The sequence below is a fragment of the Pseudarthrobacter sp. NPDC055928 genome (assembly GCF_042270935.1).
GTDB lineage: Bacteria > Actinomycetota > Actinomycetes > Actinomycetales > Micrococcaceae > Arthrobacter.
Window position 1 is genome coordinate 173,600 of sequence record NZ_JBHJZH010000004.1, and the last position, 19,096, is coordinate 192,695.

The 19,096-nt window shown below is 64.7% G+C and carries 19 protein-coding genes; 2 read left to right on the forward strand and 17 right to left on the reverse strand.

The features are described from left to right. Positions 1–47 precede the first annotated feature (47 nt). Positions 48–1,337: an adenylosuccinate synthase gene (locus ACFC25_RS07590; protein ID WP_337346991.1), complete on the reverse strand. Its 1,290-nt coding sequence runs from the start codon at positions 1,335–1,337 to the stop codon at positions 48–50. Positions 1,338–1,766: 429 nt separating this feature from the next. Here ACFC25_RS07590 and ACFC25_RS07595 point away from each other — a divergent pair, with 429 nt between their 5' ends. Next, complete coding sequence (locus ACFC25_RS07595) at positions 1,767–2,396, forward strand: uracil-DNA glycosylase (protein ID WP_337346992.1); 630 nt, start codon at positions 1,767–1,769, stop codon at positions 2,394–2,396. 88 nt (positions 2,397–2,484) lie between these two features. Here ACFC25_RS07595 and ACFC25_RS07600 read toward each other — a convergent pair whose 3' ends face one another. The 4 genes from ACFC25_RS07600 to ACFC25_RS07615 form a co-directional block, all read right to left on the reverse strand. After that, on the reverse strand, positions 2,485–2,907 hold the full coding sequence (locus ACFC25_RS07600) for a DUF3151 domain-containing protein (protein ID WP_337346993.1): 423 nt from the start codon (positions 2,905–2,907) through the stop codon (positions 2,485–2,487). Between the two features lie 2 nt (positions 2,908–2,909). Continuing rightward, on the reverse strand, positions 2,910–3,929 hold the full coding sequence (gene fbaA / locus ACFC25_RS07605; RefSeq protein WP_337346994.1) for a class II fructose-bisphosphate aldolase: 1,020 nt from the start codon (positions 3,927–3,929) through the stop codon (positions 2,910–2,912). Positions 3,930–4,070: 141 nt separating this feature from the next. Next, positions 4,071–4,748 (reverse strand): TrmH family RNA methyltransferase, encoded by a 678-nt coding sequence (locus tag ACFC25_RS07610; protein WP_376044663.1) that lies wholly within the window; start codon positions 4,746–4,748, stop codon positions 4,071–4,073. Positions 4,749–4,767: 19 nt separating this feature from the next. Next, on the reverse strand, positions 4,768–5,814 hold the full coding sequence (locus ACFC25_RS07615) for a hypothetical protein (protein ID WP_376044664.1): 1,047 nt from the start codon (positions 5,812–5,814) through the stop codon (positions 4,768–4,770). Positions 5,815–6,094: 280 nt separating this feature from the next. Here ACFC25_RS07615 and ACFC25_RS07620 point away from each other — a divergent pair, with 280 nt between their 5' ends. Beyond that, positions 6,095–6,925 (forward strand): HAD-IIA family hydrolase, encoded by an 831-nt coding sequence (locus ACFC25_RS07620; RefSeq protein ID WP_337346996.1) that lies wholly within the window; start codon positions 6,095–6,097, stop codon positions 6,923–6,925. On the opposite strand, the gene ACFC25_RS07625 is transcribed toward ACFC25_RS07620, so the two are convergent. The 12 genes from ACFC25_RS07625 to ACFC25_RS07680 all read right to left on the reverse strand — a co-directional run bounded on the left by ACFC25_RS07625 (position 6,922) and on the right by ACFC25_RS07680 (position 19,094). Further along, the gene (locus tag ACFC25_RS07625; protein ID WP_337346997.1) at positions 6,922–7,971 is read right to left on the reverse strand and encodes a thioesterase domain-containing protein; all 1,050 of its coding nucleotides are present in this window, start codon (positions 7,969–7,971) and stop codon (positions 6,922–6,924) included. The genes ACFC25_RS07620 and ACFC25_RS07625 overlap by 4 nt on opposite strands. Before the next feature lie 60 nt (positions 7,972–8,031). Further along, complete coding sequence (locus ACFC25_RS07630; RefSeq protein WP_376044665.1) at positions 8,032–8,637, reverse strand: hypothetical protein; 606 nt, start codon at positions 8,635–8,637, stop codon at positions 8,032–8,034. Between the two features lie 87 nt (positions 8,638–8,724). Continuing rightward, a complete protein-coding gene (locus ACFC25_RS07635) occupies positions 8,725–9,483 on the reverse strand; it encodes a GAF and ANTAR domain-containing protein (protein WP_337346999.1) in 759 nt (252 codons plus the stop codon). Between the two features lie 105 nt (positions 9,484–9,588). Then, positions 9,589–10,161: an orotate phosphoribosyltransferase gene (gene pyrE / locus ACFC25_RS07640; protein WP_337347000.1), complete on the reverse strand. Its 573-nt coding sequence runs from the start codon at positions 10,159–10,161 to the stop codon at positions 9,589–9,591. Positions 10,162–10,171: 10 nt separating this feature from the next. Beyond that, positions 10,172–11,428 carry an FAD-dependent oxidoreductase gene (locus ACFC25_RS07645; protein WP_376044666.1) on the reverse strand — a complete coding sequence of 419 codons (1,257 nt, stop codon included), beginning with the start codon at positions 11,426–11,428 and terminating at the stop codon, positions 10,172–10,174. 61 nt (positions 11,429–11,489) lie between these two features. Continuing rightward, positions 11,490–12,095 carry a gluconokinase gene (locus tag ACFC25_RS07650; RefSeq protein WP_376044667.1) on the reverse strand — a complete coding sequence of 202 codons (606 nt, stop codon included), beginning with the start codon at positions 12,093–12,095 and terminating at the stop codon, positions 11,490–11,492. 10 nt (positions 12,096–12,105) lie between these two features. Then, positions 12,106–13,335, reverse strand: coding sequence for a D-mannonate dehydratase ManD (gene manD / locus ACFC25_RS07655; protein WP_337351832.1), 1,230 nt, complete (start codon positions 13,333–13,335; stop codon positions 12,106–12,108). A gap of 5 nt (positions 13,336–13,340) precedes the next feature. Next, the gene (locus ACFC25_RS07660; RefSeq protein ID WP_376044668.1) at positions 13,341–14,771 is read right to left on the reverse strand and encodes a mannitol dehydrogenase family protein; all 1,431 of its coding nucleotides are present in this window, start codon (positions 14,769–14,771) and stop codon (positions 13,341–13,343) included. Continuing rightward, positions 14,768–16,168 (reverse strand): glucuronate isomerase, encoded by a 1,401-nt coding sequence (gene uxaC, locus ACFC25_RS07665; protein WP_376044669.1) that lies wholly within the window; start codon positions 16,166–16,168, stop codon positions 14,768–14,770. The genes ACFC25_RS07660 and uxaC overlap by 4 nt, the downstream gene beginning before the upstream one ends. Positions 16,169–16,172: 4 nt before the next feature. Beyond that, positions 16,173–17,078 (reverse strand): sugar phosphate isomerase/epimerase family protein, encoded by a 906-nt coding sequence (locus ACFC25_RS07670; protein ID WP_376044670.1) that lies wholly within the window; start codon positions 17,076–17,078, stop codon positions 16,173–16,175. A gap of 4 nt (positions 17,079–17,082) precedes the next feature. After that, on the reverse strand, positions 17,083–18,249 hold the full coding sequence (locus tag ACFC25_RS07675) for a Gfo/Idh/MocA family protein (protein ID WP_376044671.1): 1,167 nt from the start codon (positions 18,247–18,249) through the stop codon (positions 17,083–17,085). Next, on the reverse strand, positions 18,246–19,094 hold the full coding sequence (locus ACFC25_RS07680) for a sugar phosphate isomerase/epimerase family protein (protein WP_376044672.1): 849 nt from the start codon (positions 19,092–19,094) through the stop codon (positions 18,246–18,248). The genes ACFC25_RS07675 and ACFC25_RS07680 overlap by 4 nt, the downstream gene beginning before the upstream one ends. Positions 19,095–19,096: the final 2 nt, after the last annotated feature.

Consider the following 19,096-nt stretch of genomic DNA (forward strand, 5'->3'; position numbering starts at 1 on the left):
TCCATTGGAACGAAGGGTGACCCGCCGTCGTCGTAATTAAGTAAAAGCTAGTCGTTGATGAGGTCGTTGACCACGATCGTCTGGTCCCGGTCCGGGCCGACACCGATCGCCGAGAACCGCGTTCCGGACAGCTTCTCCAGGGCCAGCACGTAGTTGCGGGCGTTCTCCGGCAGGTCCGCCAGGGTACGTGCGCCGGTGATGTCCTCGGTCCAGCCCTCGAAGTACTCGAAGATGGGCACGGCGTGGTGGAATTCCGTCTGCGTCATGGGCATTTCGTCGTGGCGGACGCCGTCGACGTCATAAGCCACGCACACCGGGATCTGTTCGATGCCGGTCAGGACGTCCAGTTTGGTGACGAAGTAGTCCGTGAAGCCGTTGACGCGCGAGGCGTGGCGCGCCAGGACGGCGTCGTACCAGCCGCAGCGGCGGGGGCGGCCAGTGTTGACGCCGAACTCACCGCCGGTCTTCTGCAGGTACATACCCATCTCATCGAACAATTCGGTGGGGAACGGGCCGGCACCAACGCGGGTGGTGTAGGCCTTGATGATGCCGATGGAGCGGGAGATGCGGGTGGGTCCGATACCGGAGCCCACCGAAGCACCACCAGCCGTGGGGTTCGAGGAGGTGACGAACGGGTAGGTGCCGTGGTCAACGTCCAGGAAGGTTGCCTGGCCGCCCTCCATCAGGACCACCTTGCCCTCATCCAGGGCGTTGTTAAGGACCAGCGTGCTGTCGATCACCAGCGGGCGGAGGCGCTCGGCGAAGGACAGGAAGTACTCCACGATCTCCTCCACTACAACGGAGCGGCGGTTGTAGATCTTGACCAGGAGATCGTTCTTCTGGCGCAGGGACCCTTCCACCTTCTGGCGGAGGATCGATTCGTCAAAAACGTCCTGGACACGGATGCCCAGGCGGGCCACCTTGTCCATGTAGGCGGGGCCGATGCCGCGGCCGGTGGTGCCAATAGCGCGGCTGCCAAGGAAACGCTCGGTCACCTTGTCCAGCACCTGGTGGTAGGGAGCGACGAGGTGTGCGTTGGCCGAAACGCGGAGCTTGGAGGTGTCCGCGCCGCGGGCCTGGAGTCCGTCGATTTCCTGGAACAGGGCCTCAAGGTTCACCACGCAGCCGTTGCCGATGATCGGGACCGCGTTGGGGCTAAGGATGCCGGCAGGAAGGAGCTTGAGCTCATACTTCTCACCGCCTACGACGACGGTGTGCCCGGCGTTGTTGCCGCCGTTCGGCTTAACGACGTAGTCGACCCGGCCGCCCAAAAGGTCAGTGGCCTTGCCTTTTCCTTCGTCGCCCCATTGGGCTCCTACGATCACGATTGCTGGCATGGGATCCTCCCCCATTCGTTCGGGCCGGCCGGTCCGTCCACCGAAGTGGCAGGCTGGTGCGGCGCCGTTCATGAGAATGCCCCGAATGGACCAGCGTTGCCATCCCGACATGCGGCCTGGCAATGCAAGAGTTCCGGGGCTCTTACCACCCAAGTTTAGCCGATGGGGCCCGATTATCCCTTGTCAGCGCGCGCCGCCGGCATGAAGGGACACACCACCAGATCGCTTATACCCCGCCGGTGGGTCCCCCAGCACTATTTGCCGGAGGACCCACCGGCGTTTCGTTTCGCAGGGCTTGCTAGACTGATAGAGACCGACCAGGAATCGGTCCACACACATTTCTAACCATCCCGGATCTGCGGCGTGCTCCAGTGCGCCCATTTTCCGGATTGGCAGCAGCACCGAGCCCCGCAGGAGACATAGCACTACATGACAGCCCTGGCACCTGAATCTTTCCGTGAGCAGCTTCTGAGCCGCCGTTACGAACCCAACGTTGCCGCCGTCAACGAGCTGTGCGATTCCCTGCAGAGCGTTAAGCCCCACACCGAAGTCCCTTACGTTGATCCGATGCACGATGTAGACGAGTGCCGCATCATCAGCCTGTACTCGAACATCGGGGAAGCGGACAAGTCCGGCTTTATCACCGCCGGCGACGACGACGCCGCCACCCGCATGCTGGGGATCCAGTGGAAGCTGGGCCTGCGTCCGGAGTTCGTGATGCCGTGGAACGTCCACCCGTGGCACACTCCCGGCGAGGTCAACGGCAAGTTCACCCCTGACCAGATTTCCGCAGGGCTCAAGCCGCTGCTCAAATTCCTTGCCCTGGTCCCCCGCGCCTCGGTCATCGTGGCACACGGAACCGAAGCCAACCGCCTGGCCAACCTGCTGCTCAAGACCGAGGTTCCCATGATCTGGCGCCGCGGACTTAAGACCTACAAGGTCCGCTCCCTAAGTGGCCGCGCCTTCGCCGGCACGCCCGCACGGCAGGAACAGTACCTCGAGGAAATGCGCGTGGCCTACACGGACGCCATGGCACGCACGGGCCTGGCAAAAGCCTAGGCACACGCTGCTCCCAACCGGCTGTACGACGGCGGGCGGCCACCTTCTTCTGAAAGGTGACCGCCCGCCGTCGAACATTAACTGCTTGTTATTTGCCTTCGATGGCAGCCTTCGCTGCCGGATCCGAGTCGTTCAGGAACTTCTCGATCCGTTCCGGCTCGTCCGCCTCACCTATGGCTGAAGACGCCCGTCCCAGCGAGTAGAGTGCACGCAGGAAGCCCTGGTTCGGCTCGTGCTCCCACGGGATCGGACCCACGCCGCGCCAGCCGTTGCGGCGCAGCGAATCCAGCCCGCGGTGGTATCCCACGCGGGAGTAGGCGTACGAATCGATGGTGCGCCCTTCGGCCCACGCCTCCTCCGCCAGTACAGCCCACAACAGCGACGACGTAGGGTGCTTGGCCACGAGGTCCAGCGCTTCCTGTCCCGCGTCCAGCTGTGCGTAGACCTCTGTCTCGGCAGGCAGGAGCGTGGGCTCAGGACCCATCAGGTTCTTGCGGAACTCATCGGACATTCCTAGAACGTCTTTCCGGCCGAGCCGAGCTGCTTGGTTGCTTCGACCACGCGGGCAGCCAGGCCGGCTTCGGCGGAGGCGCCCCAGACGCGGGGATCGTAGAGCTTCTTGTTGCCAACTTCGCCGTCGACCTTCAGCACGCCGTCGTAGTTCTTGAACATGTGGTCCACCACCGGACGCGTGTAGGCGTACTGCGTGTCGGTGTCGATGTTCATCTTGATCACGCCATAGGAAACGGCGTCGGCGATCTCCTGGTCAGATGAGCCGGAGCCACCGTGGAACACGAGGTCGAACGGGCTGTCCTTGCCAATCTTGGCACCGACCTGGGCCTGGATGTCCTTGAGGATCTCCGGGCGCAGCTTCACGCCACCGGGCTTGTACACGCCGTGGACGTTGCCGAAGGTCAGGGCGGTGATGTAGCGGCCGTTCTCCCCGGCACCGAGGGCTTCGATAGTGGCCAGGGCGTCCTCGACCGTGGTGTACAGCTTGTCGTTGATGGCGTTTTCGACGCCGTCTTCCTCGCCGCCGACGATGCCGATTTCAACTTCCAGGATCATCTTCGCGGCAGCGGTGCGCGCCAGCAGTTCGCGGGCAGTGCTCAGGTTCTCGTTGAGCGGCTCGTGCGAACCGTCCCACATGTGGGAGTTGAAGATCGGGTTCCGGCCGGCCTTGACCTCAGCCTCGGAAGCTGCCAGCAGCGGAAGGACAAAGCCGTCCAGCTTGTCCTTGGGGCAGTGGTCCGTGTGCAGGGCGATGTTGACGTTGTAGTTCTTGGCCACTTCGCGTGCGAACGCGGCGAAGCCCAGCGAACCGGCCACCATGTCCTTCGTGGAGGCGCCGGACCAGTAGGCAGCGCCACCGGTGGACACCTGGACAATGCCATCGGACTCTGCCTCGGCGAAGCCGCGCAGGGCCGCGTTCAGCGTCTGCGAAGAGGTGACGTTGACGGCAGGGAATGCAAAGCCGCCCGTCTTTGCGCGGTCGATCATCTCGGAGTAGATCTCTGGGGTTGCAATGGGCATGCTGACTCCTAAAGTGAATTTCGTCTACGGGCTGGTTGGCCCTGGAGTGAACCTCGTCGGCTAGGAACCATCCTAGCCATTTCTGCCGTGGCGCCGTGTTTCGTCTCGCGGACCGGTAACACTCCCGCAGGGGGCAGAGGGCTAGGACACGTGCTGGTTGAACACGTGCCGGCGCACCCACGCGTGCATCGCAATGGCTGCGGCGGACGCCGCGTTGATGGAGCGGGTGGAGCCGAACTGCTCGATGGAAAGGGTTGCCAGCGCGGCATCGTGAACTTCCGGGGTGAGCCCCGGGCCCTCCTGGCCAAAGACCAGCACGCAGTCCTTGGGCAGCTCGTAGGTCTCCAGCGGCACGGAATCAGGGAAGATGTCGATGCCGATGATGGCCAGCCCCTCCCCCTGCGCCCACGTCACGAAGTCCTCCACGGTGGGATGGTGGCGGACGTGCTGGTAGCGATCGGTGACCATGGCTCCACGCCTGTTCCACCGGCGTCGTCCGATGATGTGCACTTCCTTGGCGAGGAACGCGTTTGCGGTCCGCACCACGGTGCCGATGTTGAGGTCGTGTTGCCAGTTTTCGATCGCGATGTGGAAGTTGTGCCGCTTGGAATCCAGGTCCGCCACGATGGCGTCGTGCTTCCAGTAGCGGTACTGGTCCACGACGTTCCGCCGGTCGCCGTCAGCCAGCAGTAGGGGATCCCAATGGTCCCCCGCCGGCGCCTCGCCCTCCCAGGGCCCGACGCCGACCTCCGCCTTTTGCCCGGATTCCTCCTCAGGCGGTGGAACGGGCAGCGGCGGGTTCTGGGGATGGTCAGTCACGCTTCAACTCTAGCGGGGGTCAGCCCTCGAGTTTCCAGCGGTTGGCGCGGTAGGAGTTGGCGATCAGCTCCAGCTGGTCAGGGTTCGCTTCCCAGTACGTCGAGTGGCCGCTGACGCCCACCATCTGCGGCGTGCCCCACGGGGTGACACTGAACAGATTGACGGCCTGGATGGTTTCTCCGCGGGCGTTCAGGCAGGTAAAGCCGATCACGACGGCGGCAGTCCGGCGGAACTCCCGGATTTCAGGCGTTGTGGTTTCAAAATTGTTGGTGCACCGGTGGCCCACCAGATGCTGCGGCAATTCGGCCGCGGGCATGGCCTTGAACTTCGCCTCGATCTCCTTGATGGCGCCCTGGACCTTTTCGGGCTCCTTGCCGTACTTGCCCTCTTCGGCCTCCGCAAAGAAGGCGTAGGCCAGGGCGATGCCGTCCCCGTCCCGTTCCTCCGTGCCCTGCGCTTTTTGCTGCATGGGCGTGCCGGTGGTGGGGTCCGTAGTGATCCCGAAGGTGTCATCGAGGGTCCACGACGTGGGGTACTGGAAGGATGATTCCCCCGTGACAAAGCGGCTGAAGAGCGCGTCGCCCTCGGCCGGAACAGTCGCCGGCCCCTTCAGGTCGGCCCAGCCTGGCGGCAGCGGAATGGCTCCGGCCGGAACATCATCAGCGGTGGCAGAGTCCGACGGCGTGGCCGACTCCTCCGGCGCGGCGCTTTCCTCCGCGGCCTGGGACGTCGCCACGGGAGGCGGGGTGTCCTGGGACTGGGGCTTTGCGAAAGTGGGGATCACCCAGGCAAACACTGCTACGAGGGCCACGATCACGACCGCGGCAACAGCTCCCAGAATGATGAACAGCGCCTTTTTGTTGCTGTGGGGCGGCTGCGGAGCCGACGGCTGCGCGTATTGGCCCGGGTACTGCTGGCCCGGGTACCGTGCCTGGGTGTCTTCGTTGCCCGGGTACTGCTGGCCCGGGTACGGACCGTGGGAATGCTGCTGGCCGGGCTGCGGAGCCTGGGGGTTGTCCTCGGCGTCCCTGGGCGGTGGTGGTGGCGCGCTGTAGTTGTTGCTCAAGGCGGTCCCTTTCAGGTGCTGGCAGGCATCCTGCGGTTCCCGCGGTGCCCGGTGATTTCCGACGTCGGGGACCTGCCGGCGCAGGCCGGCACAACAACTGCCGCGGACATCCCCCGATCCGCAGCTGTTGGGCACCGTGGCGCCTCTACGAGCCTAGCCGATGGGCCGGACGGCCAAAGCGTTCGCCCGCCGTCGTCATTTCCCAGGCCTCACGTGTTCCGTGGCCTGAAGAATGACAGACTGTAGCCCGGACAAGGCACATCGGCGTTGGAGGAAAAGCATGGCAAAAACAGACGAGGTCAAGGGATCACCCGCGGTTTACCGAAGCGGGCAGGAGATCGAGTGCTGGCTGACGGACATGGACGGCGTCCTGGTCCATGAAAACCAGGCTGTCCCCGGCGCGGCTGAACTGATCCAGCGCTGGGTTGACACCTCCAAGCGGTTCCTGGTGCTGACCAACAACTCCATCTTCACTCCCCGCGACCTTGCCGCGCGGCTCCGCGCGTCCGGGCTGGAGGTTCCGGAGGAGAACATCTGGACGTCTGCGCTGGCCACCGCGCAGTTCCTGAAGGACCAGGTACGCGGCTCCGGGTCCGGAAACCGGGCCTACACCATCGGCGAGGCTGGACTGACGACGGCGCTGCACGAGGCCGGCTTCATCCTCACCGACCAGGACCCGGACTTTGTGGTGCTCGGCGAAACCCGGACGTACTCATTCGAAGCCATCACCATGGCCATCCGCCTGATCCTGGCCGGTGCACGCTTTATCGCCACCAACCCTGACGCCACCGGCCCGTCCAAGGACGGCCCCATGCCCGCGACAGGTGCCATCGCCGCCCTCATTACCAAGGCCACCGGCCGGGAACCGTACGTCGTGGGCAAGCCGAATCCCATGATGTTCCGGTCGGCGATGAACCAGATCGACGCCCATTCCGAGACCACTGCCATGATCGGTGACCGGATGGACACCGACATCATCGCGGGCATGGAGGCGGGCCTGCACACGGTCCTGGTGCTGACCGGAATCACCCAGCGGGAAGACATCGCCTCCTACCCGTTCAGGCCGAACCAGGTCCTGACCTCCGTGGCGGAGCTGAAGAACCAGATCTAGAAGACCGACACGCGGGATCCCCCGCCGGGCAGGGGGAAGAACTCGTTCATGAGTTGTTCCACAACGGCCCTGTATACGGCGGGGTTCCAGCCCGGACTGGCGTGAGCCGGCCGGGCGCCCTCCGTTTGGAGGTTGGTGGAGACCATGTTGGAGCGGAAGGCCGCTTGCCAGGCTTCCAGTGCCGTCTGGTAACGCACAGTCTGGTCCCGGGGGTTGCCGATATAGGCCATCTTCGTCCCGCCCAGCTTCTCCACGAACCGGAGTCCGTCGAAGTGGTAGATGTAGGCGGACTCCGACTGGATGAGCACACTGGACGGCGCGATCGGGGACAGCTGTTCCCACGTCTGGTCCAGGATCTGGCGCCAGCTCCGTTCGTCCTTGTGGATCACCCGCTCCCCCAGCTCGTAGCCGCCGCGCAGCACGGAGGGCACGCGGAAACCCCGCTCATAGAGGAACACCACGCCGTCGAACCAGCTCTGGTCCAGGACGTCGTGCTTGCTGTACGGGCTGGAGTCGAGCAGGATGAACGCCACTTCCACACCGTGGAGTTCACGGAGCCTTGCAGCGACCTGCGTGGCCACCATGCCGCCGAAGCTGTGGCCGTAAAAAAACAGCTTGGTGAGCTTTTTCGCCCGGACGTGCTCAATGACTGCAATGACCAGTTCGTCGATGTCCAGCCCTTGGTTTGAATACCCGACGGCGGCCAGCTTGCCGCGCTTGTTCAGCGCCCCGCGGAGGGCGTTGAGGATCCACTGTGCCTCTTCCCAGCTGGTCTTATAGCCCGGGAACAGGAACCAGCTGGCATCCGGGTAGTAGGCGTCGGCGAAGTCGTCCGGCACCTCCAGGATCCGGTTGACCCGCCGCTCCAACTGGACCCGGCGGGTGAGCAGCATATCCCCGGCCAGCAAGGCGGAGGCTCCTGCGCCCCAAAGGAATCCCCGCCGGGAGAATTCCCTAAGCCTGGCGGCGTCGGCCAGCAGCCGGGCATGGTCAGTTCCCGGCTGTTCAGGCTGTCCTTGCGGATCTGCTTCCCCCCTGTACGGCACATCTCTACCGTACGCACAGCGGAAGCCGCTGCTGCAACTCCCGGGGCAAGGCCTCCGGCGTCAGCTGGCGGCCTGGCCCTCCCTGGCTGGGTCGTACAGGCCTCCGAACGGGTTCCGCCGCGACAACTCGCAACCGATTTCGTTGTAGCGGGCCAGCAGGTCCGAGCCGGCGAATGCTTCCGGCTCATCAAGAAGCGCAAAGATCGAATCACTGGCGGCGAGGAGTTCGTCGTCGGAATACTCGGCTAAGGGCCGGCCGAACAGTGCGTCGATGGGCGCGGGAGCCTCCCCTTGGCCGCCGTCAGCGAAGCCCTCAGTGAGCTCGTCGGTAATGGCCAGCGACAGCTCGTTGACGCCATCCTCCAGCGGGGCCGCGTCGGCGGACTGAGTGAGAACCAGCGAAACACCGCCACTGGCCAGGCCCGGAAGCGTGGCCCCGTCGATGGCGTTGAGATCGCTCCGGAGGCCAGCTAATGCTGATGATTCCACGAAGGCGGCCCTGGAGAGGTCAACGTGGACATGTGAAGGGATACCCATATCCCGAACGCGTCGGATCATCTGCACAAGTGCTGGGCGGGATTCCTCATTGAGGCTGCCCCGGATATCGATCCGGACGGTGTCGGTGAGAACGTCACGCGTAGCGAGGGCGTGTAATTTGCGGTCCATAGGTACTCCAAATAAGGGTGTCTATGGCCGACGGCTCAACCTTGGCAAGCGTATCCTTCCAGCCACCCCGGCACAAGCCATGCGGGCCTAGCCCGCCTGGGCTTGTCCCGGTTCCTGGTAATGCGTGCGCGTGCCGGACCCGCCGACGGAATCCACCAAGGACTTGGCGATATCGCGCAGCTTGGTGTTGCTGTTGCTGGACGCCTCAGTGAGGATGTGGACGGCCGCGTCCTGGCTGCAGCGGTTCTGGGCCATCACGATCCCTACGGCGATGTCGATGATGGTGCGGGATTCCAGGGTTGCGCGCAGATTGGCGGCGCTGTCGGTGTGCAGGGAAAACCTGACGGCGAGGCGCAAGGCCTGCGAAATTTCCCTCGTATAGCCCCTTGCTTTGGCCGCCGCGCGTTCGTCGAACTTGTGCGGTACGTCCGAATAGAGGTTCAGTGCTGCCTTTGCTTCGCCCTGGAGGTTGAACGGCAGGGAGAGGACGGAACGCAGCCCGTGGGATGCCACGGCATTGGCGTAGTCCGGGCCCCAGCGGTCCTCCTCGAACAGGTCAGGGACGTTCACTTCGCGTTCCTCTTCGGCGGCAGTCAGGCACGGGCCCTGCGACAGTGAGTACTGGATTTCATCCACTTCACGGGCGGAGTCGCTGCTCCAGCCGATGGTTGCGGCCTTGCGGTCGCGCAGCAGGGTGATGCCGCACAGGGCGTCGTCGCCGTCCCCTGCCACCTGGTGGGCAGAGAACCTTGCCAGCTCGTTGAGGAACTGCTCAAAATCCGCGCTGTCCAGGATGAGGTTCTGGACCTGCTCGGTGGTGTTCAAAGGGAGTTCCGGTGGGAGCATGGCGCGTTCTCCAATAGCTGCAGAAGAGGGTTGAGCAAATACTAGGACGACCCCCAGCGCCAGTCCAACCGGCACCAGTTTAGGCGGGTGCCGGCCGGATTAGAACTAGGAAAGACCCAGTTCGTCCTTGCCGAAGGCAAAAAGGTACGGCACGCCGGTCTCGGCTTCGATTTTTTCCTTGGCTCCGGTGTCGCGGTCCACGATGACAGCCACAGCCACAACGTTGCCGCCGGCCTTGCGGACGCCCTCAACTGCGGTGAGCGCCGAGCCGCCGGTGGTGGACGTGTCCTCCAGTACCAGCACTTTCCGCCCGTCGACGGACGGGCCCTCGACCTGGCGGCCCATCCCGTAGGACTTCTGCGCCTTACGGACCACAAAGGCGTCAACCGTCCGGCCGGCGTCAACCGCGGCGTGCATCACCGCGGTGCCCACGGGGTCAGCACCCATGGTCAGTCCGCCGGCGCACTCGAAGTCGATGCCGGCGTCGTCCGCCAGTGCCAGCATGACCTGGCCCACTAACTTGGAGGCTTCGTGGTGCAAAGTGATGCGGCGCAGGTCGATGTAGTAGTCGGCCTCCGCTCCGCTGGAAAGGATCACCTTGCCGCGGACGACGGCGAGCTCCTTAATGAGTTCAAGGAGGCGGGCGCGTGCAGCAGTGGCGTCAAGAGGGGGAGTCATGGTCTCCAGTTTAGTGGTTTCCGTGCGTGCCCCGTGGCTGGTGCCGGCGGGCAAAGCCGGGCGCGTGTTCAGGCCGTGGTCCGAACGCTATGAGCCGGGGAAGGAGCCCCCGCATCCTCGGGACATGCCGGAGAACGAACAGCAGTGCCGGCGGCGGCCCGGGCGTTCTTCCGGCGAACAACGGGACGAACACTACCCGGTGCATGATGCGCTGGACTGTCTGGACAATCACGGTGGGCATCCGGCGCCGCCATTGAACGGCAGCCAGATCCTCCGCCGTTACGCGCCCGCCCAGGAGTGCCGGAGCCAGCCGGTCCGCCGCCGCCACCGCATCCTGGATGGCCAGATTAATGCCCACGCCACCTACCGGAGACATCGCATGGGCGGCGTCGCCAATGCACAACAGCCCGTCCACGTACCAGCGCCGCAGCCGGTCCAGCCGCACATCCAACCAGTGAAGGTCATCGAGCGAACGGATGGCGTCCACCCGATCCGCCAAGTCCGGGCGCAACGCGGCGACGCGTTCCCTGAAACGGTCCACGCCCTCGGAGCGGATCCTGGCGCTGTCTTCCTTGGGGGCGAGGTACCCCATTTGGTAGTAGTCGTCGCGGAACAGCGCGATCATGGCTTCGCGGTCCCGGAAGGCCGGAACGATGCCCGCCACTGCGCCTTTCTCCGAAGCGTGGCGCGGGAGCTTGAACCACCAGGTGTCGAAAGGAACCGGATACTCCTTGGGCTGCAGGCCGGCGGCCCGTCGCAGCACGGAATGGCGCCCGTCCGTAGCCACAACGAGGTCCGCGTGCAGTTCCCCTTCCGTCCCGGCTCGCGTCCGGTAGCGGGCACCGGCGACGCGCCCGCCGTCGAACATTAACGACGTTGCTTCATGCTCCATCAGGAGCGTGAACGAGGGTTCGCGCGCCGCCTCGGTGGCCAGGAAATTCAGGAAGTCCCACTGAGGCATCATGGCGATGTAGTTGTAAGGGGGCTTCAGTGATGCGAAATCGCCAATGGTGACCATGCCGGCGCCGGGGATGGGGAAAGCCACGCTGTTCAGCCGGCTTTGCGGGAGCCTGCGGAATGCGTCGCCCAGCCCGAGTTCGTCAATCAGCCTGATGGTGGACGCATGCACGGTGTCGCCGCGGAAATCCCGCAGGAAGTCGCCGTGCTTTTCGAGTACGGTGACCTCCACCCCGGCCCGAGCCAGCAGCAGACCCAGCATCATGCCCGCAGGCCCTCCGCCTACAACAGCGCACCCCGTCTGTTCCATGCCCCAACGCTACGCCGGGGGGCGTCACGGCGGATACGGGAGGATCCCCGTTTGCGTGTCCTCAGCCACCAAGCACCTGGCCTGGAAGTTCGGTTTTCCCTGGCACTTGCTGTTGTGGCCCCGCGGTGCCAATGGCACCGCGGGGCGAGCTTCCGACGGCGGCACGCTCCGCAGCTGCGATGCCCGCCAATGCGTCGGCCACCACCTGGTCCACCGGGGAGGCGATGTCGACGACGATGCCGGCTTCGTCGGCGTCGAGCGGTTCCAACGTGGCCAGCTGTGAATCGAGCAGGGCCGGGGGCATGAAGTGGCCGGTGCGCCCTTCTGTCCGGGCCCCCAGCACCTCTTTGCTGCCGTGCAGGTGCAGGAAGATGGTGTCCGGCGCCTGGGCGCGGATGGCGTCGCGGTAGCTGCGGCGCAGGGCCGAGCAGGCGAGTACCAGTCCGCCGTTCCCGGCGGCCGCGAGCTCACTGCCCACCGTAGCGAGCCACGGCCACCGGTCCTCGTCCGTGAGCGGCGTTCCGGCAGCCATCTTGGCGACGTTCTCCACCGGGTGGAGCGAGTCGCCGTCGAGGAACGGGACGCCCAGCTCACGGGCCACCAGGTCACCTATCGTGGTCTTGCCGCAACCCGAGACGCCCATGACGACGATGCGATGCTTTGTCATGTCCACTGCCTCACCAGTCATGGACGGTGCCGTCAACGAGGCGGTTGTAGGGCAGGTAGGCCTGCTGGTACGGGTAAGCCGCTGCTGCCTCTTCGTTGAATTCGACGCCGATGCCGGGCTTGTCGCCCGGGTGCAAGTAGCCGTCCACGAACGTCATGGACTGCTCGAAGACCTCGTTGGTCTTGTCCGAGTGCTGCATGTACTCCTGGATGCCGTAGTTGTGGATGGCCAGGCCCACATGCAGCTGCGCGGCGAAACCCACCGGAGAGATGTCGGTGGGGCCGTGGAAACCGGACTTGATCTGGTACTGCGCAGCGAAATCCATCACCTTCTTCAAAGGGGAGATCCCGCCAAAGTGCGTGGAGGCCGCCCGGACGTAGTCGATCAGCTGTTCCTTGATCAGGGTCTGGTAGTCGAACACGGTGTTGAAGATTTCCCCGATGGCCAGCGGGGTCGTGGTGTGCTGCCGGACCAGCCGCAGGCCCTCCTGGTTTTCGGCCGGGGTGCAGTCCTCAAGCCAGAACAGGTCATACGGTTCCAGGGCCTTTCCCAGCTTGGCGGCCTGGATGGGGGTCATGCGGTGGTGGCCGTCATGCAGCAACGGGATTTCCGGGCCGAATTCGTTCCGGACTGCTTCGAACACGGTGGGCAGGTGGCGCAGGTAGGCCCGGGTGTCCCAGTCCTCCTCCACCGGGAACGCGCCGCGGCCGGCGGGCTCGTAATCGTAGCGCTCGCCGGAGGCCTGCGCCTGGGCGGCCACCCCGTAGACGGCCTTGATGCCCGGAACGGCGGTCTGGATACGGATGGACTTGTAGCCCAGCTCCAGGTGCTCCCGGACCGAATCGAACAACGACTCGATGTCGGCGCCGGACGCGTGGCCGTAGGCGCGCAACCCGTTCCGGGACGCCCCGCCCAGCAGCTGATACACCGGCATGCCCGCCATTTTGCCTTTGATGTCCCACAGTGCCATGTCCACTGCGGCGATCGCGGCCATGGTGACCGGCCCGCGGCGCCAGTACGAGGACCGGTACAGGAACTGCCAAGTATCTTCGATCCGGTGCGGGTCCTTGCCGATCAGCAGCTGCGCGACGTGCTCCTTCAGATACGCGGCAACGGCAAGCTCGCGCCCGTTCAAGGTGGCGTCGCCGATGCCGGTCACCCCGTCCTCCGTGGTGATCCGGAGGGTTACGAAGTTACGGGATGGGCTTGTTACGAATACTTCTGCTGCGACAATCTTCATGAAGTTCAGCTGTTCCTTCCAGAAATCAGGCGGGCGGCGGTTGTGGTTGTAGTGGCGTTCTTGGAGAAGGTGCCGCACAGGCCGGCTACCAGGGCAACGGTCTGTTCGTCGTCGCCGAGCCCATGGCTGACGAGGTTGAGGAGGGCGGCCACCCGATCGAGGCCATGGGCCCCGTTCGCCGCACCGATGGCCTCGGACAGCGGGTCCTGGAGCTTTTCGTTGGCGGCCGCATAGTCGATCCAGGCCGCCAGCATCATGGCGCTGCCGGCACCGGAGCGCCCCCGGGATCTTTCGGCTGCCAGGACCGGCAAGGCCCTCATGCGAAGCTTGGTGGACCCATCCACAGCGATCTGGGACAGATGGTGCGCGATCCGTGCGTTGCCGAAACGGGCGACCAGTGCCTCCCGATATTCAGGTATATGCAGGTTTTCGTCGGGCAGATGTTGTGCGGCCTCATCCCAGAAGGCCTCAACCGCGTCCCGGCAGAGCCGATCCTCCAGCGCTTCGGCCACCGTGGTGTGCCCACGCAACTGACCGGCATAGGCCAGGAGTGAGTGCGCTCCGTTCAGCAGCCACAGTTTGCGGTTTTCGTACGGTTCGATGTCGTCCACCAGGACGGCACCGGCGTCTTCCCAGCGTGGCCTGCCCTTCGGGAAATTCCCGCTGATTACCCAGTCCCGGAAAGGCTCTGCGACCACAGGCGAGGTGTCCCTGTAGCCACAGGAATCCTGCACCTGGGCAATATCGGCGTCGGTGGTCCGGGGGGTGATGCGGTCGACGGAAGTGCTGACGAAACTGACGTTCGCACCGATCCATTGGGCAAGCTCCCCGTCCCAGGCCTCGGCGAGTCCCATGATCGAGCGCCGGGCGACTTCTCCGTTGCCGGACAGGTTGTCGCAACTGACAACGGCGATCGGCCCGGCAGCAGCTTCCTTGCGGGCGGCGAGGGCTGAAACGAGCCGGCCCAGCGGAGTGGCCGGCCTTTCGCCGGTACCGGCATCGCCGGCCAGGACCGTGAGATCGCCGGCAAACCCAGGAGCGCCTGCGTCAAAGCGGCCGTTGGAGTCCAGTCCGTACGCGGCTTCGGTAATGGTCAGCGTGACCATCGCGGTTTCCGGCGCTGAGACCATGTCCCGGAGGCGCCCGACGTCGGCGCCGTCCACCGCTTCGGCAACGCTGCCGATAATTTCGAAACTGTCCCCGTTGCCTGAGCGCTCAATCAGGGTGAAGAGGCCGTCCTGCGCCGCAAGCGCCAGGGCTGCGTCAGGCCTGCGCCCCGTGAATGCGGCGATCCCCCATTCGGGTCCGTCACCGGCGTGCTGGGTGTACCACGCCTCGTGTGACCGGTGGAATGCCCCGAGGCCAAGATGGACAATCCGCACCGGCGCTTTGGGAAGGCCGGTGAGCGCCCGGTTAAGGACGGGCAGTGCGCTCACAGCTTGAACACCCTTCGCGGGGAAGCATCCACGATATCCACGATAAGTTCGTGCGCGCGCTCTTCGCTGATCCGGTGCTCGGCCACCAGGCGCGCCAGGAAGGCGGCTTCGATCCGGCGCGACGTGTCGTGGCGTGCCGGGATGGAGCAGAACGCCCGAGTATCGTCGATGAACCCGGAGGATCGTGAGAAACCGGCCGTTTCCGTCACTGCGGAACGGAAGCGCAGCATCGCATCGGGCGCGTCCAGGAACCACCAGGGGGCTCCGATATACACAGACGGATAGAAACCTGCCAGCGGCGCCAATTCCCGGGAGAACACGGTCTCGTCCAAAGTGAACAGCACCAGGTGGAAGTCCTTGGCGGTGCCAAAGTCCTGCAGCAGCGGCCGGATGGCCTCGGTGTAGTTCACAGCGAACGGAATATCGTGCCCCGTGTCCGCGCCGAAGGCCTCGAACGTGGGGCCGTGGTGGTTGCGGTAGGAACCCGGATGTAGGGTCATGACCAACCCGTCTTCCACTGACATCCTGGCCATCTGGTAGATCATGTGGGCTTCGAAGGCCTCGCAGTCTTCCGGTGTGGCTTTCCCCGCACGGGCGCGCTCGAACAGACGCCCCGCGTCGGAGGGGTCCAGCTTGAGGGTGGCCGGGGTACGGACGCCGTGGTCGGCGGACACCCCGCCGTGTTGCACGAAGTGCCGCCGCCTTGATTCCAGGGCCTCAATGTATCCGGTGTATCCGGCAGCCCCGGAGCCCGCGGCCATGAGGCGTTCCACATTGTCCTGCCACGCTGGATGGGCGATGTTGAGGTACTGGTCGGGACGGAAGGTAGGCAGGACGCGGCCAGCGAAGGCAGGGTCGGCGGCCAATGCAGCATGGCTGTCCAGCGAGTCCAGCGGATCATCCGTGGTGGCCAGCACCTCGATGTTGAACTCCTTGAACAACTCCCGCGGCCGGAACCCTGGTTCGCCTAGCTTGGCCGAGATCATGTCGTAGATCCTGTCGGCGTTCTCCTCGGTGGGCTCCTCGTGCAGTCCGAAGACGTGCTCGAATTCCTGCCGGAGCCAGTAGCCGGACGCGGTTCCCTCGAACTGGGGCCAGGCGGCAGAGAAACTGCGCCAAATCTCGCGGGAGTCTGAGGTCTGGCCGCCGAGTCCTAACTTTTCCATCGCGATTCCACCGGCGTGGATGAGGCGGGTCACGTAGTGGTCCGGCGTCACCAGGAGAGCGGCGGGATCGGGGAAGGGCAGGTTTTCTTCAATAGTGACTGCGTCCACATGTCCGTGGGGGGAGATGATGGGGAGGCCGGCCACGCGGTTATAGAGGGACCGGGCTATCTCCCTTACGCCGGGTTCGGCAGGGAGGAGCCGGTCGGGATGCGCTGCTATGGAATATGACATGGTCTCAACGTGCCCCGGCGCCGGCGGTGAGCCCGGCGATCGCCGCAGTGCGCCGCACGTAGTCAAGGTTGCCGGCAGTACGTTCGGCCAGTGGAAGCTCTGTTGAGAAATCCTCCACTGTAACCCAGCCGTCGTAGCCATGTGCCGCCAGTGCCTTGAAGTACTCCAAGACGCTGCCCTGTCCGGACTGCAGCGGCGCCCACTCATTCCGGAAGACTGCGGCGCCGGACGGGTCAGGCGCATCCTGGCGAATCCACACGGCATTTTTGACATGGATGTGGGCCAGATATTCCCCCAGCAACTCAAAGGCGGGAAGGTAGTCTTCCTGGCCTTCGATCAACAGGTTGCCCAAGTCATGAATTACCCCCACATGCTTGGGGTCCAGGCCCTCCAGCAGCCGGCGGGCTGATGATGCGGACGCCGTGATGGTGCGATGGTGGAGTTCCACCAAGGCCTTCACGCCGTGGTGGGCTGCCCGTTCGGCTATCCATTCGAAATCGCGCCGGGCTTCCTCAAACAGGACAGGATAAGGAATTCCGCTGGGCTCTTCGTCCCCCCAGCCCGCGGTTCCGAGCGGATACGTGGTGACGCGGACCTGCCCGGCACCCAAGGCGGCAGTGGCCGCCAGCATACGTTCGACGTCGTCGTGGTTGTCGCATCGCGCGTAGCCGCCGATGCCCGAGAACTCCAGGCCGGCGTCGCGGGTGATGCCGGCAACCCACTCCAGGTTGTTTTCGAGGCCGGTCAGCGGGATGGTTGCGTTATTGCCGGCCCAGAAACCGGGTACAGACGCCTCCGCCTGGTCCGTGATCCGCCACTCGATGCCGTCCCATCCCTGGGCAGCCAGGGTGGCAGCGGCTACTTCCGGAGTCCAGTCGGGTGTGGAGGCCGTGAATACTGAGAATTTCATCTGGTCAGGCGCTTTCTGTCGGCGTGGTGCCAGTTCGGACTTCTAGGTCGTTGTATTTCCCCGCCAGGACGTCTTCAAACAGGACAGCCTGGTTCAGCGTGGCCGATATGTAGACGGCGCGCACGGTGGCCAGGGCATTGACGGCGTCAGTGACAGTCACTCCGGGCTGGCGGCCCTCGGCAACGGCCCCAAGGATGTCGCGGTACTGCCGGATGTGCCCTGCCGGATACACCGTCGGATCTTTGGCCTCATAGTCCTCCTCGGGATACTTGGCCAGCTCCTCCTGGGCCTGGTTTCCTCCTCCTTGCAGCCCCATGTCCGACGAGGCTCCGCCAGCGTCCTTGGCATGGAAGTACTGAAGCTGGTCGTTGTCCACCACCGCGGAGCCTTCCGAACCCATCAACTGGACCCTTACTGTCAGTCCCGGGTAGGCGGCAGTAGTGGCGTGCAGGACTGCAAGGCCGCCGTTCTCAAACGTCACAGTGGCAACTGCGGTGTCCTCGACCTCGATTCGTTCGTGAGCCAGGCGGGCCGTATGGGCATGGATCTCGACCGGCCTTCCCATAAACCACAGCAGCAGGTCGACCGTGTGTACGCCCTGGTTCATCAGGGCTCCACCGCCGTCCATGGACCACGTGCCGCGCCAGTCACCGGAATCGTAGTAGTTCTGCCCGCGCCACCACGCGACCGAGGCGATCGCGGACGTGAGCCGGCCAAACCGGCCCTTGGCGACGGCGTCGGCAACGGCAACGCTCGCCTGGTCAAAACGGTGCTGGCTGATGACGGAAGCGACCACGCCGCTGCGTGCGGCTTCGTTTGCCGCGGCTTCGATCTCCTGGGCGCGGCTCAGGTCCACGTCCAGCGGCTTTTCAATGACCACATGCTTGCCGGCAGCCAAAACTTCCAGGCTCTGCTGGATGTGCAGTCCGCTGGGTGTGGCCAGCGCCACCAAGTCGATGTCGGTTGCGCCCAAAGCCTCCTCGATGGACGTGTGCACGGTCGGCCGGGGCCGCCCGCTGGCTTCGATATAGTCCGCAAGCGAGTCGGCTGCGTCCGGGAGGGCGTCGATCAACGCCACGATGCTCGTCTCCGGAAATTCCTGCAGGGCAACTGCGTGCGTGCGGCCGATGACGCCGCAACCGGTGATGGCAATCTTCAACGGGTCGTTCATGCTGTCTGGACTCCTGCTTCTGCCGTGACTTTGGCAAACGCCCGGGCGGCGATGCCAAAAGCGGTGGGACCGGAGAACCCTCCGAGGCCATGCGCGCCGGCCAGATGCGGCTCCAGGGATGCGAAGCCCGTGTAGCCGTCAGCTTTGAGCGCCTCAACGGTGCGTAGAAGATCGCCGTCGCCCTCCCCGGCAGGAACCACGTGTCCGTTGGCGAACAAGGCATCTTTGACCTGCAGGTACTCCAGGTAGGGGCGAAGCTTTGCGTAGGCCTCGTCAAACGGCTTTACTCCGACCTGCACGAAGTTGGCAGCGTCCCAGGCGACTTTCAGCGCGGGTGAGTTCACGGTTTCAATGATGTCCAGCACACGGTCCGGAACGTCACCGAAGATGTCCTTCTCGTTTTCATGCAGCAGGATCACGCCTTCTTCCTCGGCTACCGCCGCCAGTGCGCTCATCCGTTCGATGACGGCGTCGCGGATGCTGTCCACCAGAACGGATTCGCCGTAGTAGAAGGAAAAGATCCGGATGTACCTGGCCCGAAGGACCTTGGCGGCTTTGGCGGCACGGCGCAGGCGGGTCACTTCGTGTTCCACCGGGAGGCTGACGTCCACTTTGCCTATGGGTGACGCGATCGCGGAGACCAGCATGTCCTTCTCTTCAAGCAGCTTGGCCAGGGCCGCGAGCTGGTCATCGGAAAGGTCCACGATGTTGGTGCCCCACGCGCTTCGCACCTCGATGTGGTTCGCCCCAAGGGCCTGCAACACTGCGATCTGCACAGCCGGGTCGTCGTCGATCTCATCGCCGAATCCCGACAGGGCCCACGGGGCCTGGGTGGCTGGAACCATGG